A 21,596-nucleotide genomic window follows, 5' to 3' on the forward strand; every position below is an offset into this window, starting at 1 on the left:
CCCTTGATCGGTGAGGCAAACCTAACCTTACCCGCCCCGCCGGACCTGCAAAAGTGGGAAGGGGCGCGGATCGCATGTGATCCGCGCCCCAGATCACCTACTGGTCCCGGTACATCTCGGCGACCAGGAACGCGAGGTCCAGGGACTGGCTGCGGTTCAGGCGGGGGTCGCAGGCCGTCTCGTAGCGCTGGTGCAGGTCGTCGACGAAGATCTCGTCGCCGCCGCCCACGCACTCGGTGACGTCGTCACCGGTGAGCTCGACATGGATGCCGCCCGGGTGGGTGCCGAGGCCCTTGTGGACCTCGAAGAAGCCCTTGACCTCGTCGAGCACGTCGTCGAAGCGACGGGTCTTGTGCCCGGAGGCCGCCTCGAAGGTGTTTCCGTGCATCGGGTCGGTCACCCAGGCCACCGTCGCGCCGGACGCCGTGACCTTCTCCACCAGCTCGGGGAGCTTGTCGCGGATCTTGTCGGCGCCCATGCGGACGATGAAGGTCAGCCGGCCCGGCTCCCGCTCGGGGTCGAGGCGCTCGATGTACTGCAGCGCCTCCTCGGCCGTCGTCGTCGGGCCGAGCTTGATGCCGATCGGGTTGCGGATCTGCGAGGCGAACTCGATGTGCGCGCCGTCGAGCTGCCGGGTGCGCTCACCGATCCACACCATGTGCCCGGAGACGTCGTACAGCCGGCCGGTGCGCGAGTCCACGCGGGTCAGCGCCGACTCGTAGTCCAGCAGCAGCGCCTCGTGCGAGGCGTAGAACTCGACCGTCTTGAACTCCTCCGGGTCCGTGCCGCAGGCCCGCATGAAGTTCAGCGCGTTGTCGATCTCCCGCGCCAGCTGCTCGTAGCGCTGCCCCGACGGGGAGGACTTCACGAAGTCCTGGTTCCAGGCGTGCACCTGGCGCAGGTCGGCGTAGCCGCCGGTGGTGAAGGCCCGCACCAGGTTGAGCGTGGAGGCGGAGGCGTTGTACATCCGCTTGAGGCGCTCGGGGTCCGGGATGCGGGCGGCCTCGGTGAAGTCGAAGCCGTTGACGGAGTCGCCGCGGTAGGTCGGCAGCGTGACGCCGTCGCGGGTCTCGGTGGGCTTGGAGCGCGGCTTGGAGTACTGGCCGGCGATCCGGCCCACCTTCACCACGGGCACCGAGGCCGCGTAGGTCAGAACGGCGCCCATCTGGAGCAGCGTCTTGAGCTTGTTGCGGATGTGGTCGGCGGACACCGCGTCGAAGGCCTCGGCGCAGTCGCCACCCTGGAGGAGGAACGCCTCTCCCTTGGCGACGGCCGCCATCCGGGCGCGCAGCTGATCGCACTCGCCCGCGAAGACGAGCGGCGGATACGACTCAAGGTCCGCGATCACTGCGCGCAGAGCCTCGGGGTCGGGGTACTCGGGCTGCTGCGCCGCGGGCAGGTTTCGCCAGGTGTTGCCAGCGCTCGGGCTGGTCTTAGCGTTCACGGTCACCTCGTAAACATTACGGGGTCGTGTCGCCATATTTTCCTCCGGCTCGACTGGTGAGACGGAGTGTTTGCCTCATGGACGCCACGGCCGTGCGGTAGGGTTCCTCGCATGTTCGCGCTTTCGAACCAGAACTGGTGGTGGACCGCTCATCCGGCGGCCCGCTGACTGCGCGTACTCAAGACTTCGCGAAGGCCGCCCGAGAGGCGGCCTTCGGTGTTTCCGGGGTCGTTCCTCTCCATCGAGAAGGATCACCCATGGATCTCCAGAACCTCTTGCACGACCCCCGCCCCTTCGCCCTGCTCCGCCGTCGCACCCCGGGCCGCGACGAGCAGACGGTGGAGGTGCTGCTCGGTCCCGTCTCCTCCCGGGACCGCCTCGCCGACCTGCCCGACGAGGGCCTCGCACTGGTGCCGTTCCGGCAGATCCGCGAGCGCGGCTTCGACGTCCGCGACGACGGCACGCCGCTGCTGGTGCTGACACCCGAGGAGTCGCACGAGATCCCGCTGGCCGAGGCCCTGCGGTCGCTGCCGGGCCACGACGTGCGGGTCGAGGGCGGGGGCTTCGACGTCGCCGACGAGGAGTACGGCGAGATCGTCGGGCGGGTGCTGCGCGAGGAGATCGGCCGGGGCGAGGGCGCGAACTTCGTGATCCGGCGGACGTACGAGGGTGACATCCCGGGGTTCGGACGGGCCGACGCGCTGGCCCTGTTCCGGCGGCTGCTGGAGGGCGAGCGGGGCGCGTACTGGACGTTCGTCGTGCACACCGGGGACCGCACGCTGGTCGGTGCCAGTCCCGAGGTGCATGTGCGGATGTCCGGCGGGACCGTCGTCATGAACCCGATCAGCGGGACGTACCGCTATCCGGCCGGGGGACCGACGCCCGAGCACCTGCTGGACTTCCTCGCCGACGGCAAGGAGATCGAGGAGCTGTCCATGGTCGTCGACGAGGAACTGAAGATGATGTGCACCGTCGGCGACATGGGCGGGGTGGTCGTCGGCCCGCGGCTCAAGGAGATGGCGCACCTCGCGCACACCGAGTACGAGCTGCGCGGCAAGTCCTCCCTGGACGTGCGGGAGGTACTGAAGGAGACCATGTTCGCGGCGACGGTCACCGGGTCGCCGGTGCAGAACGCGTGCCGGGTGATCGAGCGGTATGAGCCCCTCGGGCGGGACGGTGTCGGACGGGGTTACTACGCGGGGGCGCTGGCCCTCATCGGCCGGGACTCCGGGGGCGCCCAGACCCTCGACTCCCCCATCCTGATCCGCACCGCCGACATCCTTGCCGACGGCCGGCTGCGCGTCCCGGTCGGCGCGACGCTGGTGCGCGGCTCGGACCCGGCGGGCGAGGTGGCCGAGACGCACGCGAAGGCGGCGGGCGTGCTGGCGGCCCTGGGGGTACGGCCGTCCCGGCCGCGCGACGAGCGGGAGCGGCCGCGGCTGGCCGACGACCCCCGGGTGCGGGCCGCGCTGGACGGGCGCCGCTCCTCGCTGGCGCCGTTCTGGCTGCGGATGCAGGAGCGGTCCCAGTTCCTCGAGGGGCACGCCCTGGTCGTCGACGCGGAGGACACCTTCACCGCGATGCTCGCGCATGTGCTGCGCTCGGGCGGGCTGGACGTCACCGTCCGGCGGTACGACGAGCCCGGGCTGCGGGAGGCCGTGCGCGCGCACGAGGGCCCGGTCGTCCTCGGGCCCGGTCCGGGTGACCCCGGCGACCTGGACGATCCCAAGATGCGCTTCCTGCGCGCTGTGACGGCCGAGGTGATCCGGGACCACCGGCACGGTGTCCTAGGGGTCTGCCTGGGCCACGAGCTGATCGCGGCCGAGCTGGGGCTGGAGATCGTACGGAAGGAGGTCCCCTACCAGGGGGCGCAGACCACGATCGACCTGTTCGGGCGGGCGGAGACCGTCGGCTTCTACAACAGCTTCGTGGCGCACTGCGACGAGGAGGCGGCACGGGAGCTGGCCGCGCACGGGGTGGAGGTGAGCCGGGCGGAGAACGGGGAGGTGCATGCCGTACGAGGTCCGGGCTTCGCCGGGGTGCAGTTCCACCCGGAGTCGGTGCTGAGCCTGAACGGGGCCGCGGTCGTACGGGAGCTGACGGGTCAGCTGCGCCGCACGACCGTGTAGCCGTCCGGGGGGCCGCGGTCAGCCGAAGAACACCCCGACCTCCTCGTACAGCTTCGGGTCCACCGTCTTCAGCCTGGCCGTGGCCTCGGCGATCGGGACGCGCACGATGTCGGTGCCGCGCAGGGCGACCATCTTGCCGAAGTCGCCCTCGCGGACGCAGTCGATGGCGTGCAGTCCGAAGCGGGTGGCGAGCCAGCGGTCGAAGGCGCTCGGGGTGCCGCCGCGCTGGATGTGGCCGAGGACCGTGGTGCGGGCCTCCTTGCCGGTGCGCTTCTCGATCTCCTTGGCCAGCCACTCGCCGACGCCGGAGAGGCGGACGTGCCCGAAGGAGTCCAGCGACTCGTCCTTGAGGACCATGTCGCCGTCCTTCGGCATCGCGCCCTCGGCGACGACGACGATCGGGGCGTACGAGGCCTTGAAGCGGGAGGTGATCCAGGCGCACACCTGGTCGAGGTCGAAGCGCTGTTCGGGGATGAGGATGACGTTGGCGCCGCCGGCCAGGCCGGAGTGCAGGGCGATCCAGCCGGCGTGGCGGCCCATCACCTCGCAGACGAGGACCCGCATATGGGACTCGGCGGTGGTGTGCAGGCGGTCGATGGCCTCGGTGGCGATGCCGACCGCGGTGTCGAAGCCGAAGGTGTAGTCGGTGGCGGAGAGGTCGTTGTCGATGGTCTTGGGCACGCCGACGCAGGGCACGCCGTACTCGTCGGACAGCCGCGCGGCGACGCCGAGGGTGTCCTCGCCGCCGATCGCGACGAGCGCCTCGACCTCCAGCTTGGCCAGGTTCTCCTTGATCCGGCGGATGCCGTTCTCCTGCTTGAGGGGGTTGGTGCGCGAGGAGCCGAGGATGGTGCCGCCGCGCGGCAGGATGCCGCGCACGGCGGGGATGTCGAGGCGGATGGTGTCGCCTTCGAGGGGGCCGCGCCAGCCGTCCCGGAAGCCGACGAAGTCGTATCCGTACTCCTGGACGCCCTTGCGGACGATGCCCCGGATGACGGCGTTGAGCCCGGGGCAGTCGCCGCCTCCGGTCAGTACTCCGACCCGCATGGAAGTGTCCCTTCGCCGCGGTTGCCTGACGCCCAGTCACGGTAATGGTGATTCGCGTCACACAGCGAGAGGCGGGAAGGGTGATTCCGGTGAATTGTCAGGATGCCGCTTGACCAGGCGGTTTCACGCGTCGTCGAGCCCGCGCTCGATCGCGTACCGCACCAACTCCACCCTGTTGTGCAGCTGGAGCTTGCCGAGGGTGTTCTGCACGTGGTTCTGGACCGTGCGGTGGGAGATGACGAGGCGTTCGGCGATCTGCTTGTAGCTCAGGCCCTTGGCGACCAGCCGCAGCACCTCCGTCTCCCGCTCGGTCAGCCGGGGCGCCCCCGGCTCGTCGGCGTCCGGGGCGGGCACGGGCTCGGAGGCCAGGCGCCGGTACTCGCCGAGGACCAGTCCGGCCAGACCCGGCGTGAACACCGGGTCGCCGACGGCCGTACGGCGCACCGCGTCCAGGAGTTCCTCCGTCGAGGCCGACTTGAGCAGGTAGCCGGTCGCGCCGGACTTCACGGCCTCCAGCACGTCGGCGTGCTCGCCGCTCGCGGACAGGACCAGGACGCGCAGGGCGGGGTTGTGGCCGACCAGCTCCTTGCACACCTGGACGCCGGGCTTGGCGGGCAGGTTGAGGTCCAGCACGAGGACGTCGGGGGCGGCGGCCCTGGCGCGGCGGACCGCCTGCTCGCCGTCGCCGGCGGTGGCGACCACCTCGAAGCCGGACTCGCTCAGGTCCCGGGCGACCGCGTCGCGCCACATGGGGTGGTCGTCGACCACCATGACCTTGATCGGGCCCTGCTGCTCGCTCATCGCTTCTCCGCCTTGTCCCGTGAGACCTTCGGTACCTTCAGTTCGACCTCCGTGCCCTGCCCGGGGACGGAGATCAGCTCGGCGCTGCCGCCGAGGTCGCGCAGCCGTCCCCGGATCGACTGGGCCACACCGAGCCGGCCCTCACCCTCGGCCTGGGCGAGCCGGCCCTCGGGGAGACCGGGGCCGTCGTCCCGTACGGTGACGACGATCTCGTCGGGCTCGTCCTCGACGAGGATCCAGGCCCGGGCCTGCGCACCGGCGTGCCGGCGCACGTTGTCCAGGGCGGCCCCGACCGCGGCGGCCAGCTCCCGCGCCGCCGGTCGCGGCAGCGGCACCGGGGCGCCGGGCTCGGCGAGGCTGACCCGGGCGCCGGCGTAGGGGGCGAGCAGGGTGCGCAGGTCGACGGGCCCGTCGTCGTCCGGTTCCTCGACCTCGCGGACGACGGCTCCGGCGGCCGCGTCCTCCGACACCCGGGAGACCGGCAGCAGCCCGCCGGAGACCAGCGTGCGCAGCGCCACCTCCTGCTCCCCCGCGAGGCGCCCCAGTTCGGCCGCCTCACCGCCGATGACCGCGCCGCGCCGCTGCACCATCGCCAGCACCTGGAGCACGCTGTCGTGGATGTCCCGGGCCAGCCGCTCCCGCTCCCGGGTCGCGGCCTCGATCTCCAGGGCGCGGGCGAGGGTGCGCTCGGAGGCGCGGGCGACCTCCACGACGTAGCCGATGGCGATGGAGGCCACCCAGACCAGGATCACGTTGTGCACGGTGTCGCGGGCCGGGGTGCCGCGCTCGACCAGGTTGACGACGGCGACGGCCGTGGAGGCCACGGCGGCCCAGCGCCAGCCGCCCTTGATGGCGAAGGCCAGCACCGAGCCGGCGGTCCATATCGACGGCAGCGTCGGGCCGCCGCCCGCGATCCGCTCGTGGCTGTCGGCGAGCGGGGTGAGCATGATGCCGGCGAGGGCGATGGTCAGGTCGGCGGCCAGGAAGCGCTTGGTGCAGCTCGCCGCGTTCGCCACCTTGGGCAGGGTGGCCAGGGTCCAGCCGACCAGGACCGCGTAGTAGGCGACGGCGACCCAGGGGCGTACGAAATGGTCGTACGCCGTGGCGCACAGGCCGATGGCGTACAGCATGGTCAGCACGCGGTACCCGGCGAGCGCACGCCACAGCGGCAGCTCGACCGACATCCGCATGACCCGCTCGCGCTTCGGCATGCCCCCCCGCTCCCCCCGGCTTTCCCCGCTAGCCCTCGGCCTGCTTCTTCTCCGCCTCCTTGGCGGCCCTCTCCGCTTCCTTGGCCGCCTTCGCCGCGTCCGCGATCTGCCGCTTGGCGGCGGTCGCGTACATGTCGACGTACTCCTGGCCGGAGAGCTTCATGATCTCGTACATGACCTCGTCGGTCACCGCGCGCAGCACGAAGCGGTCGTGCTCCATGCCCTGGTAGCGGCTGAAGTCCAGCGGCTTGCCGATCCGGATGCCCGGGCGCATCAGCTTCGGCATCACCTTGCCGGGCGGCTGGATCTTCTCGGTGTCGATCATCGCGACGGGGATGACCGGCGCGCCGGTGGCGAGCGCCACGCGCGCGAGGCCGCCGGGCTTGCCCCGGTACAGCCGGCCGTCGGGCGAGCGCGTGCCCTCCGGGTAGATGCCGAACAGCTCACCGCGCTCCAGCACCTCTATGCCGCTCTTGATCGCGGCCTCGCCGGCGCCGCGCGCCCCGGAGCGGTCCACCGGGAGCTGTCCGACACCCTTGAAGAAGGCGGCCGTGAGGCGGCCCTTCACGCCCGGCGTGGTGAAGTACTCGGCCTTCGCGATGAAGGTGACCTTGCGGTCGAGGACCGCGGGCAGGAAGAACGAGTCCGAGAAGGACAGGTGATTGCTCGCCAGAATCGCGGCACCTTCGGCCGGAATGTTCTCCAGGCCCTCCACCCAGGGTCTGAAGGCGAACTTCAGCGGTCCTCCGATGGCGACCTTCATCGTGCCGTACAACACCCGCGTGCCTCCTGTTTCCGTCGATCAGACCTTATCCCGGAGCGCCGCCAATGAGCCCGACGACCCTGGTCGGTGTCAGTGCGGTCGCGTACGGTGAAGTACATCCGCGAGTTCTTCACGCCTTTCTCAGGAACAGGAGCCCGAAAGGTGCCGGTTCTCCCCGGAGCCGAGCCGTACCGCCACGAGGGCGGGGAGGTGGGTGTTCTCCTCTGTCACGGCTTCACCGGCTCGCCCCAGTCGCTGCGCCCCTGGGCGGCGCACCACGCGGCGCACGGCCTGACCGTGTCGCTGCCGCTGCTGCCCGGGCACGGCACCCGCTGGGAGGACATGCAGGTCACGGGCTGGGAGGACTGGTACGCGGAGGTGGACCGCGAGCTGCGGGTGCTCTCCGAGCGCTGCTCCCGGGTGTTCGTCGCGGGCCTGTCGATGGGCGGGGCGCTGGCGCTGCGGCTGGCGGCCCGGCACGGCGAGCGGGTCGCCGGGGTGGTCGTCGTCAACCCGGCGACCCGGGTGCACGGCCTGTCGGCGTACGCCCTTCCGGTGGCCCGGCACCTGGTGCGGACGACGAAGGGCATCGCCAGCGACATCGCCAAGGGCGGCCCGGCGCTGCTGGGTTACGACAGGGTGCCGCTGCACCCGGCGCACTCCCTGCGAGTGTTCCTGCGCCGGCTGGACGGCGAGCTGCCCCAGGTGACCCAGCCGTTGCTGCTGCTGCGCAGCGCCCAGGACCATGTGGTCCCGGCGGCGGACTCGGCGCGGGTGCTGAGCCGGGTGTCCTCCGTGGACGTAACGGAGGTCGTACTGGAACAGAGTTACCACGTGGCGACGTTGGACCACGATGCGGACCGGATCTTCGAGGAGAGCCTCGCCTTCATCGGCCGGCTCGCACCCAGTGTCGGCAATGAAGGGACGGCCGCAGTTGGCTGAGCACGACTCCGACCGCGAGGACCGCGAGCCGGACGAGAAGGGCGTGCCCTTCGACGAGGACGCCGCCTGGCGGGCGATCGTCGCAGGGTACGGCGAGGAGCCACCGGACCCGCCGGGTACCAGGCCCTTCCGGCCGGTCGAGGATCTCGCGCTGCCCGAGCCCGAGTCCCCGGGCGAGGGCACGGCCGGCTCCGAGGAGCCGCGGCCCGCGAAGCCGCTGGGCAGCTCGGTCTCGTTCGCGCCCGGCGTGGGCCCGCGCGACTACACCGCGCCGGAACCGTCCGAGGACGACTTCGACGAGGACGACGAGGGCCATTTCGTGCCGCCCGAGCCGCCGCCGCTGCCGACCGCCGACACGACCGCGAAGTTCGCCTGGCTCGGGGTGGTCGGCGGCCCGGTCCTGCTCCTGGTGGCCGTGCTGCTCGGCTGGGAGATGACCTGGTGGCTGACGACCCTCGGCATCGGCGGGTTCCTCGGCGGGTTCGTCACCCTGGTGACGCGGATGCGGACGGACGAGGACGACGACGGTGACCCCGGTAGGGGAGCCGTGGTCTGAGACGTTCTAGTTGGCCGGGATCCTGAGGGCGGCGAGGACCGGAAGGTGGTCCGTGGCCGCCCTCAGGTCTGTCTCCGTGACCCCCGGCTGCTCCAGCGGCACCCCGCAGCCGAGCACCTCGATGCCCTTCGTGGCGAAGACGGCGTCGATGCGCTGGTGGGGGTTGGCGGGGGTCGAGGTGAACTCGCCGCCCCAAGGAGCCGCGGTCCGGCAGTCCTGGAGGGCGGCGGCGAGGTGCCGGAAGGTGGGGCCGTCGGGGCGCTCGTTGAGGTCAGCGCCCGCGACGGCGTGTTCCACGCCCAGGCCGGCGAGGCGGTCGAGGAGCATGCCGGCCTGCTCGTAGCGTTCGTCCTTCTGCAGGCTGAGGTGGCAGCTGATGACACCGAGGCGGGCGCCGCCGAACCGGACGACGGCGGTGGCGAGGCCGCGCCTGTGGAGACCTGGGGTGAGCGGGAGGAGGACGTCCTCGGTTCGCTCGACAGCGGCCCGCAGTGAGCAGAGGATCGCCGGTCCCGCTGCCGTCGCTCCCCCGGTGAGGATCACCTGGCCGGAGGCCGCTGCGAGTCGGGCCAGCTTCTTGCGCCAGCGGAAGAAGCGGGGGGCTTCCTGGACGAGGACCAGGTCGGGGGCGCAGGCGGTGATCACCCTCGCCAGGGCTTCGGTGTCGTCGCGCATCGAGCGGATGTTGTAGCCGAGGACCCGGATGACGGCGGAACCATCCGGTTCCGTACGGGAGTTGGGAAGCAGCATGACGATCAACATACGACGATGCCCGCCGTCCCGGGACCGGACGCGGCGGGCATCGTCGTAGTGGGGCCGACTACATGATCGGGTCGGGCTCGCGGGCCAGGTCGGCCGCGCCTACGAGGCCTGCCTTGTTGCCGAGCCGGGCGGCGATCACGTCGGCGACCGGACGCCAGTTGCCGCCGACCAGCCAGCGCTTGTAGGACTTGCGGATCGGGTCGAGGACCAGCTCGCCCTCCTCGGAGAGGCCGCCGCCGACGATGAACGCGGAGGGGTCGAAGAGAGAGGCCAGGTCGGCGAGGCCGGCACCGGCCCAGCGGGCCAGCTCGCGGTAGGAGTCGACGGCGACCGGGTCGCCCTGCCGGGCGGCCATGGAGATGTGCTTGCCCTCGATGCCGTCCGGGGTGCCGTCACCGAGGCCGAGCAGGGTCTCGGCGTTCTCCGGGGTGGCGTTGGCGCGCTGCTTGGCGTAGCGGACCAGGGCGCGGCCGGAGGCGTACTGCTCCCAGCAGCCCTGGCTGCCGCAGCCGCACAGCAGGCCGTCCGGGACCATGCGGATGTGGCCGAACTCGGCGGCCACGCCGAAGTGGCCGCGGCGCAGCTTGTTGCCGATGATGATGCCGCCGCCGAGTCCGGTGCCGAGCGTGATGCAGATGACGTTGCGGTGGCCCTTGCCGGCGCCGAACTTGTACTCGCCCCAGGCGGCGGCGTTGGCGTCGTTCTCGACCACGACCGGGAGGCCGGTGCGGGCCTCGACCTTCTCCTTCAGCGGCTCGTTGCGCCAGTCGATGTTGGGCGCGAAGTACACCGTGGAGCGCTGCCGGTTGACGTAACCGGCCGCACCGATTCCCACGCCGACGATCTCGTGCCCGGCGCGCGCGCCCTCGACGGCGGAGGCGATGGCGTCCACGATCGCCTCGGGCGTGCCCGGGGTCGGCACCTTGTGGGTCGAGAGGATGTTGCCTTCCTCATCGACCACGCCGGCCGCGATCTTCGTGCCGCCGATGTCGACGCCGATGGTGAGTCCCATGAATCCCTCAGTTTCGGTCGAGCCCCGCTACGGCCAACCGTACCCGAGGCCCTGCCGTGGGAGGGGTTCAGTCCAGGTCGATGCGTTCCCCCGGACCGGTGTCGTCGCCCCGGTCGCGGCGGTCGGACCAGTCGTCCTTCAGGTCGGCCGCGCCGGTGGTCCAGCGGTGTTCCTGGGCCTGGACCGCGGAGCGGTAGGCGGCCAGCAGTTCGTTGCCGGCCGCGGCGAGGTGGTCGAAGACGTCCGGGTTGCGCTCGATGACGGGCTCGACGGCGGCCTTCGCCTGCTGGACGACCTGGCGCACCACCTGCTGGGCCGCCGGCCCGGCGACGGCGCCGAGGAGCGGGGACTGGAGGCCGGACAGCTTGTCGGCCACGGTGTCCACGAGCTTGCGCAGTTCCTCGGCGGCGGAGCCCGGGGGCGGGCCCTGCTCGGCGCGGCGGCGCGCCTTCTCGGCCGCGAGGTCCTCGGCGCAGGCCGTGGCCCAGGCGTCGGAGTCGGAGTCGGTCGCCCTCCCCCGAGCTTCCGACTGCGCTCCAGCAGGGGGGACCCCCACCTCGTGGACCTCCTCGGCGGGGTCGGGTGCGGGGCGCTCTTCGCTCATGGCGGACTCCTGACTACGGTTCGCCCCTACGACGTTACCCGAACGGGCGTACGCGGTTCACCGTCCGCCGGCGGGCCACAGGTCGGGATCGGGAGCGAAGCGGATGCGCAGCTCACCCTCGCGCAGAGCAGCCCCGGCAACGGTGCAGCGGCGCAGGGCGGAGGGAAGCGGAACGATCCGCCGGAAGGGGCCCGCGGTGATCACGAGCTCGTCGCCGCGCCGGATCAGGTCCAGCTCGTCCCGTATCGCGCCGGGCAGCGGGATGTGCCAGACGAGCACGCCGTCCTCGGTGAGACAGTCGGCGACGGGCCACTCGACCGGGGGGGTCACGGGGTTGACGCCGGGGACGGCGAGGGCGTCCAGGTCGTCGGTGCCGTGCGGGTCGCGACCGAGGTGGGGGACGGTGTGGAGGTGGTACGGCTCGGCCCACTCGGCCAGGGCCTTGCGCTGCTGGGCGAGGAGAGTCAGGAAGGGCGCGAAGCTCGCCCAGGGGTGATGGCCGGGCGACGAGTGGGAGGCCCGGGTGTCGGGGGCGGTCTCGGGCAGGACGCGGTTGGCGATCAGGGCCTCGGTGCGCAGGCCGCGCAGGGCGAGGCCGAGCGTCGCGGTGTGTACGGCGTCGGCGCCGGCGGGGCCGGGTTCGGCGACCAGGCGTACGGCGGTGTGCCGGTCGGTGAGGACCGCCTCGACGGCGGCCAGCTCGACATCCCAGCGGGCCGCCGTCTCGTACAGCCACTCGGCGGGCATGGGGACGCCGGCCAGCCGGCCGAGCACCGGGCGCAGGGCGCGGGCCGCCTGCCGCTCGGGCGGGAGCAGGCGGCGCAGGTAGCGGCGCAGTTCCTCGGGGAGGGCGAGCAGGGGCAGGGCCTGCGGGAGGGGTGGGAGGTCGACGACGAGGAGGTCGTAGCGCTCGGAGAGAGCGGCGTCCCGGAGGGCGCGCAGGAAGGACAGCTCCTCGGCACCGGGCAGCGGGGTGACCTCCTCGCCGTCCAGCCGGGCGGCGCCGAGGAGGTCCAGGACGTTCGCGGCGCGGGTCTGGAAGGCGGTGAGGTCCTGCCGGAAGCGTTCCATGGCGTCGGGACGCCAGGCGGTGAGGTACTCGGTGACCTCGGTGGGGGTCGGTCCTGTCGCGGCGCCCAGTGCCGTGCCCGGGGTGTCCGTGCGGTCGGCACTCAGGAGGAGGGTGCGGGTGCCCTCGCGGGCGGCGGCGACCGCAGTGGCAGCGGCCACGGTCGTGCGACCGCTGCCGCCCGGGCCCGTGATCAGGATGGTGCGCATGAGGGTGAACGGTAACGGAGAGCAGGGGTGCCCGGTGCTGCGGCCGCCCACGGCAGTAGCAGCACGACTGGGTGGGCAGAGATCAGTCGGCCGACTCGACCCTCTTCTTCAGGCCCGCCAGCGCGCGGTCGATGATGACCTTCTCCGCCTTGCGCTTGATCATGCCGAGCATGGGGATCTTGACGTCGACCGTGAGCTGGTAGGTGACCTCGGTGGCGCCCGCGCCGGCCGGCTTGAGGATGTAGGAGCCGTCCAGCGAGCGCAGCATCTGGGACTTCACCAGGGTCCAGGAGACCTCGTTCTCGCCGGTCCAGGTGTAGCCCAGGGTCTGGTCGTCCTTGATGGCCCCGGCGTCCATGACGAGGCGGACCTGCTCGGCGCGGCCCTGGTCGTCGGCCTTGAGGACCTCCGCCTCCTTGACCTCGCCGGTCCAGTCCGGGTAGCGGGCGAAGTCGGCGATCACCGCCATGACGTCGGCCGGAGCCGCCTCGATCGTGATGCTCGAACTGGTGTGTTCCGCCATCGCCGTGGCTCCTCCAGATACAGACCTAAGAGTGTGCAGCGTGAAGGCTACCGCGCCGCCGACCTGGCGCCTTCACCCCGTCCTTCACACCGTCGCACCTCCGCCACCCCTGCGCCGCCCCGCAGTTCCGGGGCTCACCATTCCAGCGCCCACGGTCTGCCCGTCCCCGCGAAGTGCCCCACGTTCACACACTCCGTCGCCCCGATCCGCATCCGGCGCACCAACGGCTGATGGACGTGGCCGAAGAGGGAGTAGCGCGGGCGGGTGCGGCGGATCGCGTCCAGGAGAGCCCGGCTGCCGCGCTCGAAGCGGCGCGCGACCGTGTCGTACACCAGCTCCGGAACCTCCGGCGGGATGTGCGTGCACAGCACGTCCACCTCGCCGACCGCCTCGATCTTCGCCGCGTACTCCTCGTCGTCGATCTCGTACGGCGTCCGCATCGGGGTGCGCAGCCCGCCGCCCACGAAGCCGAAGGTCCAGCCGCCGATCTCCACCCGCTCGGCGTCCAGCACCGTGGTGCCGGGCCCCGCGTACTCGCTCCAAAGAGGCGGCATGTCGACATTGCCGTAGGTGGCGTACGTCGGTGCCGGGAACGCGGCGAACAGCTCGGCGTACTGCTTGCGCACAGCCTTCTCGATGGCGGTGGCCCGGTCCGAGCCGATGCCGGCCCACAGCCGGGCCCCGAAGGCACGCGCCTCCTCGAAGCGCCGCGCGGTGCGCAGTTCCACGATGCGGTCGGCGTTCTCCCTGCCGAACAGGTCGGGGAAGATCCCGCGCGAGTGGTCGGCGTAGTCGAGGAAGAGGACGAGGTCACCGAGGCAGATCAGGGCGTCCGCACCCTCCCCGGCCCGGGCCAGGTCACGCGCGTTGCCGTGTACGTCGCTGACCACATGGACGCGTGTCCTTCGGTTACCGGAGCGTGTGGGTGCCATGGCGATCAAGCGTAGGCGTGTGGGATGTGCGTGAACAGTGGCGACGCCGCCTGGGGTTACTCGCCGGTCGCTTAAGCCGTGGACTACTGTGCGCGAAGGAACGCCATCCCGTGTGACGCAGCGAACATCTCGTCGGGACCCCCTGTCGTAGAAGCCATACCGGCGGGTAACGTCCGGGCCGTCCAGTCGTGCTCTGGATTTCAACATCTGAATTCCCGAGCACCCGCCCGAGCCTTGGACCGCACCGTCGCATCACACAGTGTCGTGGCGCCGGCGCCCTATGAGGAGCAGCAGTCTTGCGCGAGTTCAGCCTTCCGGCTTTGTACGAGGTCCCTGCGGACGGCAATCTGACCGACATCGTCCGCAGAAACGCCGCGCAGCATCCCGACGTCGCCGTCATCGCCCGCAAGGTGGGAGGCGCCTGGCAGGACGTGACGGCCACGGAGTTCCTGGCCGAGGTGCACTCCGCCGCCAAGGGTCTCATCGCCTCCGGTGTGCAGCCGGGCGACCGGGTCGGCCTGATGTCCCGCACCCGGTACGAGTGGACGCTCCTCGACTTCGCGATCTGGAGCGCGGGCGCGGTCACCGTGCCGGTGTACGAGACCAGCTCGGCGGAGCAGGTGCAGTGGATCCTGTCCGACTCGGGTGCGACCGCCTGCATCGTGGAGCTGGACAACCACGCCGCCGCCGTCGAGTCGGTGCGCGACTCGCTGCCCGCCCTCAAGAACGTCTGGCAGATCGAGGCCGGCGGCCTGGAGGAGCTGGGCCGGCTCGGGCAGGGCGTCTCCGACGCGACCGTGGAGGAGCGCAGCTCGCTCGCCAAGGCCGACGACCCGGCGACCATCGTCTACACGAGCGGTACGACCGGGCGCCCCAAGGGCTGCGTCCTCACCCACCGCAGCTTCTTCGCCGAGTGCGGCAACATCGTGGAGCGGCTGCGCCCGCTGTTCCGCACCGGTGAGTGCTCGGTCCTGCTCTTCCTGCCGCTCGCGCACGTCTTCGGGCGGCTGGTGCAGATCGCGCCGATGATGGCGCCGATCAAGCTGGGCTGCGTCCCGGACATCAAGCACCTCACCGACGAGCTGGCCGCCTTCCGGCCGACTCTGATCCTCGGTGTCCCGCGCGTCTTCGAGAAGGTGTACAACTCCGCGCGCGCCAAGGCGCAGGCGGACGGCAAGGGCGCGATCTTCGACAAGGCCGCGGACACCGCGATCGCCTACAGCAAGGCGCAGGACACCCCGTCGGGCCCGTCCGTCGGCCTGAAGATCAAGCACAAGGTCTTCGACAAGCTGGTCTACAGCAAGCTGCGCGCGGTCCTCGGCGGCCGGGGCGAGTACGCGATCTCCGGCGGCGCCCCGCTGGGCGAGCGGCTCGGTCACTTCTTCCGCGGCATCGGCTTCACGGTGCTGGAGGGCTACGGCCTGACCGAGTCCTGCGCGGCGACCGCGTTCAACCCCTGGGACCGGCAGAAGATCGGCACGGTCGGCCAGCCGCTGCCCGGCTCGGTGATCCGGATAGCGGACGACGGCGAGGTGCTGCTGCACGGCGAGCACCTGTTCAAGGAGTACTGGAACAACCCCGGCGCGACTGCGGAGGCGCTCGCCGACGGCTGGTTCCACACCGGTGACATCGGCACCCTCGACGAGGACGGCTACCTCAGGATCACCGGCCGCAAGAAGGAGATCATCGTCACCGCGGGCGGCAAGAACGTGGCTCCGGCCGTGATCGAGGACCGTATCCGCGCCCACGCGCTGGTCGCGGAGTGCATGGTGGTGGGCGACGGGCGGCCGTTCGTGGGCGCGCTGGTCACCGTCGACGACGAGTTCCTGGGCCGATGGGCGGCTGAGCACGGCAAGCCGGCGGGCTCCACCGCGGCGTCGCTGCGCGAGGACCCGGATCTGCTGGCGGCGATCCAGGCGGCGGTCGACGACGGCAACGCCGCGGTGTCGAAGGCGGAATCGGTGCGGAAGTTCCGCATTCTGTCCTCCCAGTTCACGGAGGAGTCGGGCCACCTCACCCCGTCGCTGAAGCTCAAGCGGAACGTGGTGGCGAAGGACTACGCGGACGAGATCGAGGCGATCTACGCGAAGTAGTCACCCCTGAAGAAGGCTCATGGCGCGGTGTCCTCGGCGAGGACCCGCGCCATCGTGCGTTCGGCGAGCGCGGTGATGGTGACGAAGGGGTTCACACCGATCGAGCCGGGCACGAGCGAGCCGTCGGTGACGTAGAGCCTGGAGTACCCCCTGACCCGGCCGTAGTCGTCGGTCGCCTTCCCCAGGACGCACCCGCCCAGCGGGTGGTAGGTGAAGTCGTCCGCGAAGATCTTGCTGGTCGAGCCGAAGAGGTCGTACCGGTAGATGGTCAGGTTGGCCGCGTTGATCCGGTCGAAGAGCTTCTTGGCCATGGCGACCGACACGGCGCTCTGGGCCGGGGTCCAGCCGAGTTTCACGGCCCCGGACGTGGAGTCGTACGAGAACGAGGCCCGCTCGGGGTTCTTGGTGATCGCCAGGTACAGGCTGACCCAGTGCTCGAACCCCATGGGCAGCGGGGCGATCTCGGCGAAGACCGGGTTGGCGGTGTTGGCCCAGTCGTCGATGCCCATGACGGGCATGGTCGCCTGGCTGGCGCCGACGGTGTCCCACATGTGGTTGGCGCGGCCGAGCATGGTGTTGCCGTTGGTGCCCCAGCCGGCGCCGACGCTGGAGTCGAGCGCGGGCAGGGTGCCCGTCTCCCGCGCCCGGACGAGGAGTTCGGTCGTACCGAGGCTGCCGCCGCCGAGGAAGAGGTACGTGCAGCCGTACTGCTTGGTCTCCACGACCGCGCCGGTGTTGTCGATGCGGTCGACGGTGAGGACGTACGACCCGTCGCTCGCCCTGGTGACCGCCCTGACCTTCTCCAGGGTGTGGATGGTGACGTTGCCGGTGCCGAGGGCGGCGGCCAGGTAGGTCTTGTCGAGGCTGCGCTTGCCGTGGTTGTTGCCGTAGATGACCTCCCCGGCGAGCGCGGACTTCGTGGCCGTGCCGGCGGCCTCGCGCTGCATGTAGCCGAAGTCGTAGACGTTCGGCACGAAGGTGGTCTTCAGGCCTGCGTTGGCGGCGGCCTTCCGGGAGGTGCGGGTGAACCGGTACCACTCCGTGGACTCGAACCAGGCCGGGTCGATGGTGTTGACGCCGAGCATGGAGCGGGCGCGCGGGAAGTAGGTGCCGTACATCTCCTCGGCGTCCACGGTCGGGAACTGCTCGGCGAAGTAGGACTTCAGCGGGGTGACCGCCATCCCGCCGTTGACCAGGGAGCCGCCGCCGACGCCCCGGCCGACGTACACGGACATGTTGTCGTAGTGCACGCGGTCGAGGACTCCGGGGTAGGAACTGATGTCCCTGTTGACGAGGTCCAGCCAGAGGAAGGTGGCCAGCGGGGCCTCGGTGCGGGTGCGGAACCACATGGAGCGCTGGTCGGGTGCGCTGGTGGAGCAGAACACCTTGCCGTCGCTGCCGGTGGTGTTCCAGAGGCGGCCCATCTCCAGGACGAGGGTGCGGATGCCGGCCTGGCCGAGACGGAGGGCGGCCACGGCGCCGCCGTAGCCCGAACCGACGACGATGGCCGGGGAGTTGTCGACGGCGGCCGGTTCCGCTGCCTGCGCGGACTGAAGACCGATGCGGGTGAGACCTGCCGTGGCGGCGGTCTGGAGGGCGATCACGCCCAGGATGTGACGTCGACTCAGCTGACGCTGCATCAGTTTTGCTGTCATGCGCGCAGCATGTGCGGATTTTCCCGTTCCGCCTAGAGCGGGGACGAATTTTTGAAGACTGCTTTCAGAGCAGCTCCTTGAGCTTCTCCGCCAACAGATCCCAGCGCCACTTCTCCTCGACCCACTGGCGGCCTCGCTTGCCCATCCGGTCGCGCAGTTCCGCGTCTTCGAGGAGGGCGATGATGCGGTCGGCGGCCTCGGCGGGCTCACCGCCGCGGACGACCCAGCCGGTCTCCCCGTCGAGCACCGCGTCCGGCGCGCCGCCCGAGTCGCCGGCCACGACCGGCAGGCCGGTGGCGGAGGCCTCCAGGTAGACGATGCCCAGTCCTTCGACGTCCAGGCCGCCGCGGCGGGTGCGGCAGGGCATGGCGAAGACGTCGCCGGCGCCGTAGTGCGCGGGCAGCTCGGACCAGGGCACCGCGCCGGTGAAGCGGACCGAAGCCTCGACGCCGGTCTCGCGGGCCAATCGGCGCAGGTCCTGCTCGTAGGGGCCGCCGCCGACCACGAGCAGCACGGCGTCCGGCTCGGCGGCGAGGATCCGGGGCATGGCCTGGATCAGGGTGTCCTGGCCCTTGCGCGGCACCAGCCGGGAGACGCACACGACCACCGGCCGGTCGGTGAGCCCGAGCCGCGCCCGGACCTCGTCGCCGCCCGAGCCGGGGTGGAAGGTCTTCTCGTCGACCCCGGGCGGCAGCTGCACCATGCGCCGGGCCGCGCCCGGGGTCAGCGCGGTCGCTATCCGGGAGCGGGTGTACTCGCCCAGGTAGGTGATCGTGTCCGTGGAGTCCCCGATCCGGCGCAGCAGCTGCCGGGCGGCGGGCAGCTGGGCCCAGCCGGCCTCGTGCCCGTGGGTGGTGGCCACCAGCCGCTCGGCGCCGGCCCTGCGCAGCGCGGGCGCCATCAGACCGAGCGGCGCGGCCGCACCGAACCAGACCGAGGTGCAGCCGTGCTCCCGCACCAGCGAGACGGCCCGCCGGGTCGCGCCGGGCGTGGGCAGCAGCATGGTCGTACGGTCGCGCACGACGGTGAAGGGCTGCTCGGCGTCGAAGGCGGCCGTGGCCTCGACACCCTCGCGACCGCGCTTCCAGGTGGAGGCGTAGACGACCAGCCGCCCGGGCTCCAGCCGGAGGGCCATGTTGTGCAGGAAGGCCTGGATGCCACCCGGCCGGGGCGGAAAGTCGTTGGTCACGATCAGCGTCTTGTGCATCGCCGTCCGACCCTACCGGGCGCGCTTCGTGGCACACGCACAGGTGGGCAGGGAATCATGGGTCCGGACCGGGGTCGGTGTACGAACAGGGGTGCGGGTGAGCGGGAAGATAGCGGGACTGCTGGCGACCTGGTGCGCCACCCGGCTGGTGTTACTGCTCTTCGTCTTCGGGGTCTACGTCTTCCCTGGCCCCGACGTCACCACCGACGTGTCGGTGATCTACCAGGGCTGGTACGAGGTCCTGCGCCAAGGAACGTTTCCGCTGGCCGACGTGACCTGGCAGTACCCGCCCGCCGCCGCGCTCGCGATCCTCTCCCCCGCCATCCTGCCGTTCCTGAGCTACCCGCACGCCTTCTTCGTGCTGGCGTGCCTGGCCGACCTGGCCGTGCTGGCCGTGCTGGGGCGCGCGGGTCTGCGGCCCGGCCGCTCGCTGCGCGGGGCCTGGACCTGGGTGGCGGGCGTACCGCTGCTCGGCCCGACGGTGTACGCCCGCTACGACCTGATGGTGACCGCGGTGGCCGTGGCGGCCCTGCTCGCGGGGATCCGGCATCCCCGGGTGATGGGTGCGCTGGTGGGTTTCGGGGCGCTGCTGAAGGTGTGGCCGGCGCTGCTCCTGGTGGGCGCCACCCGGCTGCGGTCGTGGGTGTCGGCCGCGGTGGCCGCGTGCGGTGTGGCGACACTGTTCTCGGTGTCCATGCCGGGCGCCTTCGCCTTTCTCACCTTCCAGCGGGACCGGGGCACGGAGGTGGAGTCGCTGGGCGCCCTGGTCTTCCATGTGGCCCGGCACCACGGCTGGCGGGGCGAGGTGCTGCTGAACTACGGGTCGATCGAGTTCGTCGGCCCGTACGTGGGGCTGGTCAGCAACGCCGCGATGGCGCTGACCGGGGCGGCGTTGGGCTGGCTGGTGCTGTGGCGGCGACGGGCGTCCCGGTTCGAGGAGCACACGCTCGCGGACGCGGCCCTCACGGCGGTGCTGCTGTTCACGGTCACCAGCCGGGTGATCAGCCCGCAGTACCTGATGTGGCTGATCGGCCTGGCCGCCGTGTGTCTGTGCTTCCGGGCGAGCCGCATGGGCGCCCCCGCCCTGATGGTCCTCGCCGCGGCCTTCCTGACGGTCCTCGAGTTCCCGATCGGCTTCGTGCACGTGGTCGTGAGCGACACGTACGGCATCACGCTGCTCGTCCTGCGCAACGGCCTGCTCGTCGCCGCCACGCTCGTGGCGGCCCGCCGGCTGTGGCGCTCCACGGTCCCCGCGGCCACCGCGACCCCACCGGCCCCTCAGCCGACTCCCGCGCAGGAGACCTCGGTCTCCTGACGGCGGGCCCGCGGGAACAGCACCGCCACCGCCCCGCACTGCACGGCCATCGCGAGCGCCAGGGCCAGGCCGACGCCTGACAGGCCGAGCCCGGAGAGGAGGTACGCCAGGGGCAGTTGGACGGCGGTACCGAGCAGGGTGGCCCGGAGCAGCGCCGGAGCTCCCCCGCCGCCCTCGAAGACCCCGCCGAGCGCGATGAAGCAGGCCATCAGCAGCAGGTAGGGGCCGATGCAGCGCAGGAACAGCACACCCTGGTGGGCGACTTCGGGTCCGGCACCGAACGCGGCCATGATCCAGGGGGCGGTGGCGGCGAACAGGGCGGCGGCGCTCAGGCCGAGGCCCCCGGACACGAGCATCGCCTGCCGGCCTATGTCCCGGCGCGCGTCCTGCCCCGCGCCCCGGGTGTGCGCGGTGTGGATGGCGGCGGCCTGCCGTACCGAGTAGAAGGCCATGGTGGCGACGTACATGACCTTGTACGCGATCGAGTAGGCGGCCACCGCCGTCACCCCGAGCCGCGCCACGATCGCCACCAGCGCCAGGGCCCCGCCCTGCCGCACGGTGAAGTCGGCGGACATGGGCAGGCCGGTGGTGAGGGTCCGGCGCAGGGCGGCGGCGACCGGTTCGGCGGCCGGGGTGCCGGCCGCGGTCCGCAGCAGCGCGTCGCGGCCGAGCGCGCGCAGGCCCGCCGCGAGGGCCACGCAGCGGCACAGCACCGTCGAGGCCGCGGCGCCCCGGACGCCGTAGAGGTGGATCAGGACCGGGTCGCAGAGCAGGATCAGCCCGTTGGCCAGCAGGGCGAGCCGCATCGGGGTACGTGTGTCGCCGGTGCCCTTGAGGATGCCGTCGACGAGCTGCTGGGCGAAGAAGACGGCCATGCCCGGCAGGGAGATCGCGAAGTAGGCGGTCGCGAGGCGCAGGGCCGCCGAGTCGCCGCCGCCGAGGACCAGGCGGGCCAATGGCTCGCGCGACAGGAACCCGCCGACCACGACCACCGGCGTCACCAGACCGCACAGCGCCCGGCCGCCGCGCACCGCGGCCCGCAGGGCGGCGGGATCGCGAGCTCCCCTGGCGTGCGCGACGAGCACGGTCGTACCGGAGGCGAAGACCAGGGCGATGCCGAGCAGCACGTTCTCGGTGTTGGTCGCGACCGCGACGGCGGCCACGGCGGCACCGCCGAGCCGGGAGACCCAGACGGTGTTGATGATCCCGGAGGCGACCGAGGCGAGGAGCGAGAGGTAGACGGGGTGGGCGAGCGAGACGAGTCGCCTGCGGTGCGCGTTCACAAGAAGCCCCCTCTTATCGAGCTACATCGTTTAGAGGTA

At 71.6% G+C, this 21,596-nt stretch carries 20 protein-coding genes; 6 read left to right on the forward strand and 14 right to left on the reverse strand.

The window, feature by feature from the left end:
- Nucleotides 1-97: 97 nt before the first annotated feature.
- A complete protein-coding gene (locus tag ACWC5O_RS15080; RefSeq protein WP_450587188.1) occupies nt 98-1,450 on the reverse strand; it encodes a class II 3-deoxy-7-phosphoheptulonate synthase in 1,353 nt (450 codons plus the stop codon).
- A 105-nt stretch (nt 1,451-1,555) separates the two neighbouring features.
- Between ACWC5O_RS15080 and ACWC5O_RS15085 the strand changes: the two genes are divergently transcribed.
- The gene (locus tag ACWC5O_RS15085; protein ID WP_146468532.1) at nt 1,556-1,612 is read left to right on the forward strand and encodes a trp operon leader peptide; all 57 of its coding nucleotides are present in this window, start codon (nt 1,556-1,558) and stop codon (nt 1,610-1,612) included.
- Nucleotides 1,613-1,701: 89 nt separating this feature from the next.
- Nucleotides 1,702-3,573, forward strand: a complete 1,872-nt coding sequence (locus ACWC5O_RS15090; protein WP_450587186.1) for an anthranilate synthase family protein — start codon at nt 1,702-1,704, stop codon at nt 3,571-3,573.
- A gap of 18 nt (nt 3,574-3,591) precedes the next feature.
- On the opposite strand, the gene ACWC5O_RS15095 is transcribed toward ACWC5O_RS15090, so the two are convergent.
- From ACWC5O_RS15095 to ACWC5O_RS15110, 4 genes are all read right to left on the reverse strand, one after another.
- On the reverse strand, nt 3,592-4,620 hold the full coding sequence (locus tag ACWC5O_RS15095; protein ID WP_450587185.1) for a 6-phosphofructokinase: 1,029 nt from the start codon (nt 4,618-4,620) through the stop codon (nt 3,592-3,594).
- A 123-nt stretch (nt 4,621-4,743) separates the two neighbouring features.
- Nucleotides 4,744-5,421, reverse strand: coding sequence for a response regulator (locus tag ACWC5O_RS15100; protein ID WP_450587183.1), 678 nt, complete (start codon nt 5,419-5,421; stop codon nt 4,744-4,746).
- Complete coding sequence (macS, locus tag ACWC5O_RS15105) at nt 5,418-6,632, reverse strand: MacS family sensor histidine kinase (RefSeq protein WP_450587181.1); 1,215 nt, start codon at nt 6,630-6,632, stop codon at nt 5,418-5,420. Before macS ends, ACWC5O_RS15100 begins: the two co-directional genes overlap by 4 nt.
- A gap of 28 nt (nt 6,633-6,660) precedes the next feature.
- Entirely contained in the window at nt 6,661-7,395 is a 735-nt protein-coding gene (locus tag ACWC5O_RS15110; RefSeq protein WP_450587448.1) for a lysophospholipid acyltransferase family protein, read from the reverse strand.
- A 162-nt stretch (nt 7,396-7,557) separates the two neighbouring features.
- Between ACWC5O_RS15110 and ACWC5O_RS15115 the strand changes: the two genes are divergently transcribed.
- Both ACWC5O_RS15115 and ACWC5O_RS15120 read left to right on the forward strand, forming a co-directional pair.
- Nucleotides 7,558-8,337, forward strand: a complete 780-nt coding sequence (locus ACWC5O_RS15115; RefSeq protein ID WP_450587179.1) for an alpha/beta hydrolase — start codon at nt 7,558-7,560, stop codon at nt 8,335-8,337.
- Nucleotides 8,330-8,893 carry a hypothetical protein gene (locus tag ACWC5O_RS15120; RefSeq protein ID WP_450587178.1) on the forward strand — a complete coding sequence of 188 codons (564 nt, stop codon included), beginning with the start codon at nt 8,330-8,332 and terminating at the stop codon, nt 8,891-8,893. The genes ACWC5O_RS15115 and ACWC5O_RS15120 overlap by 8 nt, the downstream gene beginning before the upstream one ends.
- Nucleotides 8,894-8,899: 6 nt before the next feature.
- Here ACWC5O_RS15120 and ACWC5O_RS15125 read toward each other — a convergent pair whose 3' ends face one another.
- The 6 genes from ACWC5O_RS15125 to ACWC5O_RS15150 all read right to left on the reverse strand — a co-directional run bounded on the left by ACWC5O_RS15125 (nt 8,900) and on the right by ACWC5O_RS15150 (nt 14,004).
- The gene (locus ACWC5O_RS15125) at nt 8,900-9,655 is read right to left on the reverse strand and encodes an endonuclease/exonuclease/phosphatase family protein (RefSeq protein ID WP_450587176.1); all 756 of its coding nucleotides are present in this window, start codon (nt 9,653-9,655) and stop codon (nt 8,900-8,902) included.
- 58 nt (nt 9,656-9,713) lie between these two features.
- A complete protein-coding gene (locus ACWC5O_RS15130) occupies nt 9,714-10,667 on the reverse strand; it encodes an ROK family glucokinase (RefSeq protein ID WP_450587174.1) in 954 nt (317 codons plus the stop codon).
- Between the two features lie 67 nt (nt 10,668-10,734).
- Nucleotides 10,735-11,271, reverse strand: a complete 537-nt coding sequence (locus tag ACWC5O_RS15135) for a DUF5304 domain-containing protein (protein ID WP_450587172.1) — start codon at nt 11,269-11,271, stop codon at nt 10,735-10,737.
- Nucleotides 11,272-11,328: 57 nt separating this feature from the next.
- Nucleotides 11,329-12,549, reverse strand: a complete 1,221-nt coding sequence (locus ACWC5O_RS15140; protein WP_450587170.1) for an ArsA family ATPase — start codon at nt 12,547-12,549, stop codon at nt 11,329-11,331.
- Nucleotides 12,550-12,631: 82 nt separating this feature from the next.
- The gene (locus ACWC5O_RS15145; RefSeq protein ID WP_450587169.1) at nt 12,632-13,072 is read right to left on the reverse strand and encodes an SRPBCC family protein; all 441 of its coding nucleotides are present in this window, start codon (nt 13,070-13,072) and stop codon (nt 12,632-12,634) included.
- Between the two features lie 134 nt (nt 13,073-13,206).
- Complete coding sequence (locus ACWC5O_RS15150) at nt 13,207-14,004, reverse strand: metallophosphoesterase family protein (protein WP_450587167.1); 798 nt, start codon at nt 14,002-14,004, stop codon at nt 13,207-13,209.
- Nucleotides 14,005-14,300: 296 nt separating this feature from the next.
- On the opposite strand from ACWC5O_RS15150, the gene ACWC5O_RS15155 reads away from it, so the two are divergent.
- Entirely contained in the window at nt 14,301-16,097 is a 1,797-nt protein-coding gene (locus ACWC5O_RS15155; RefSeq protein ID WP_450587165.1) for an AMP-dependent synthetase/ligase, read from the forward strand.
- A gap of 17 nt (nt 16,098-16,114) precedes the next feature.
- On the opposite strand, the gene ACWC5O_RS15160 is transcribed toward ACWC5O_RS15155, so the two are convergent.
- Nucleotides 16,115-17,752 (reverse strand): GMC oxidoreductase, encoded by a 1,638-nt coding sequence (locus tag ACWC5O_RS15160; RefSeq protein WP_450587163.1) that lies wholly within the window; start codon nt 17,750-17,752, stop codon nt 16,115-16,117.
- A gap of 64 nt (nt 17,753-17,816) precedes the next feature.
- Nucleotides 17,817-18,959: a glycosyltransferase family 4 protein gene (locus ACWC5O_RS15165; protein WP_450587161.1), complete on the reverse strand. Its 1,143-nt coding sequence runs from the start codon at nt 18,957-18,959 to the stop codon at nt 17,817-17,819.
- A gap of 97 nt (nt 18,960-19,056) precedes the next feature.
- Between ACWC5O_RS15165 and ACWC5O_RS15170 the strand changes: the two genes are divergently transcribed.
- Complete coding sequence (locus ACWC5O_RS15170) at nt 19,057-20,274, forward strand: glycosyltransferase 87 family protein (RefSeq protein WP_450587159.1); 1,218 nt, start codon at nt 19,057-19,059, stop codon at nt 20,272-20,274.
- Here the strand turns inward: ACWC5O_RS15170 and ACWC5O_RS15175 are convergent.
- Nucleotides 20,238-21,557, reverse strand: a complete 1,320-nt coding sequence (locus ACWC5O_RS15175; protein ID WP_450587157.1) for an MATE family efflux transporter — start codon at nt 21,555-21,557, stop codon at nt 20,238-20,240. The two genes, ACWC5O_RS15170 and ACWC5O_RS15175, sit on opposite strands and share 37 nt — an antisense overlap.
- Nucleotides 21,558-21,596 lie beyond the last annotated feature (39 nt).

It is taken from the genome of Streptomyces sp. NPDC001450, from assembly GCF_053597295.1.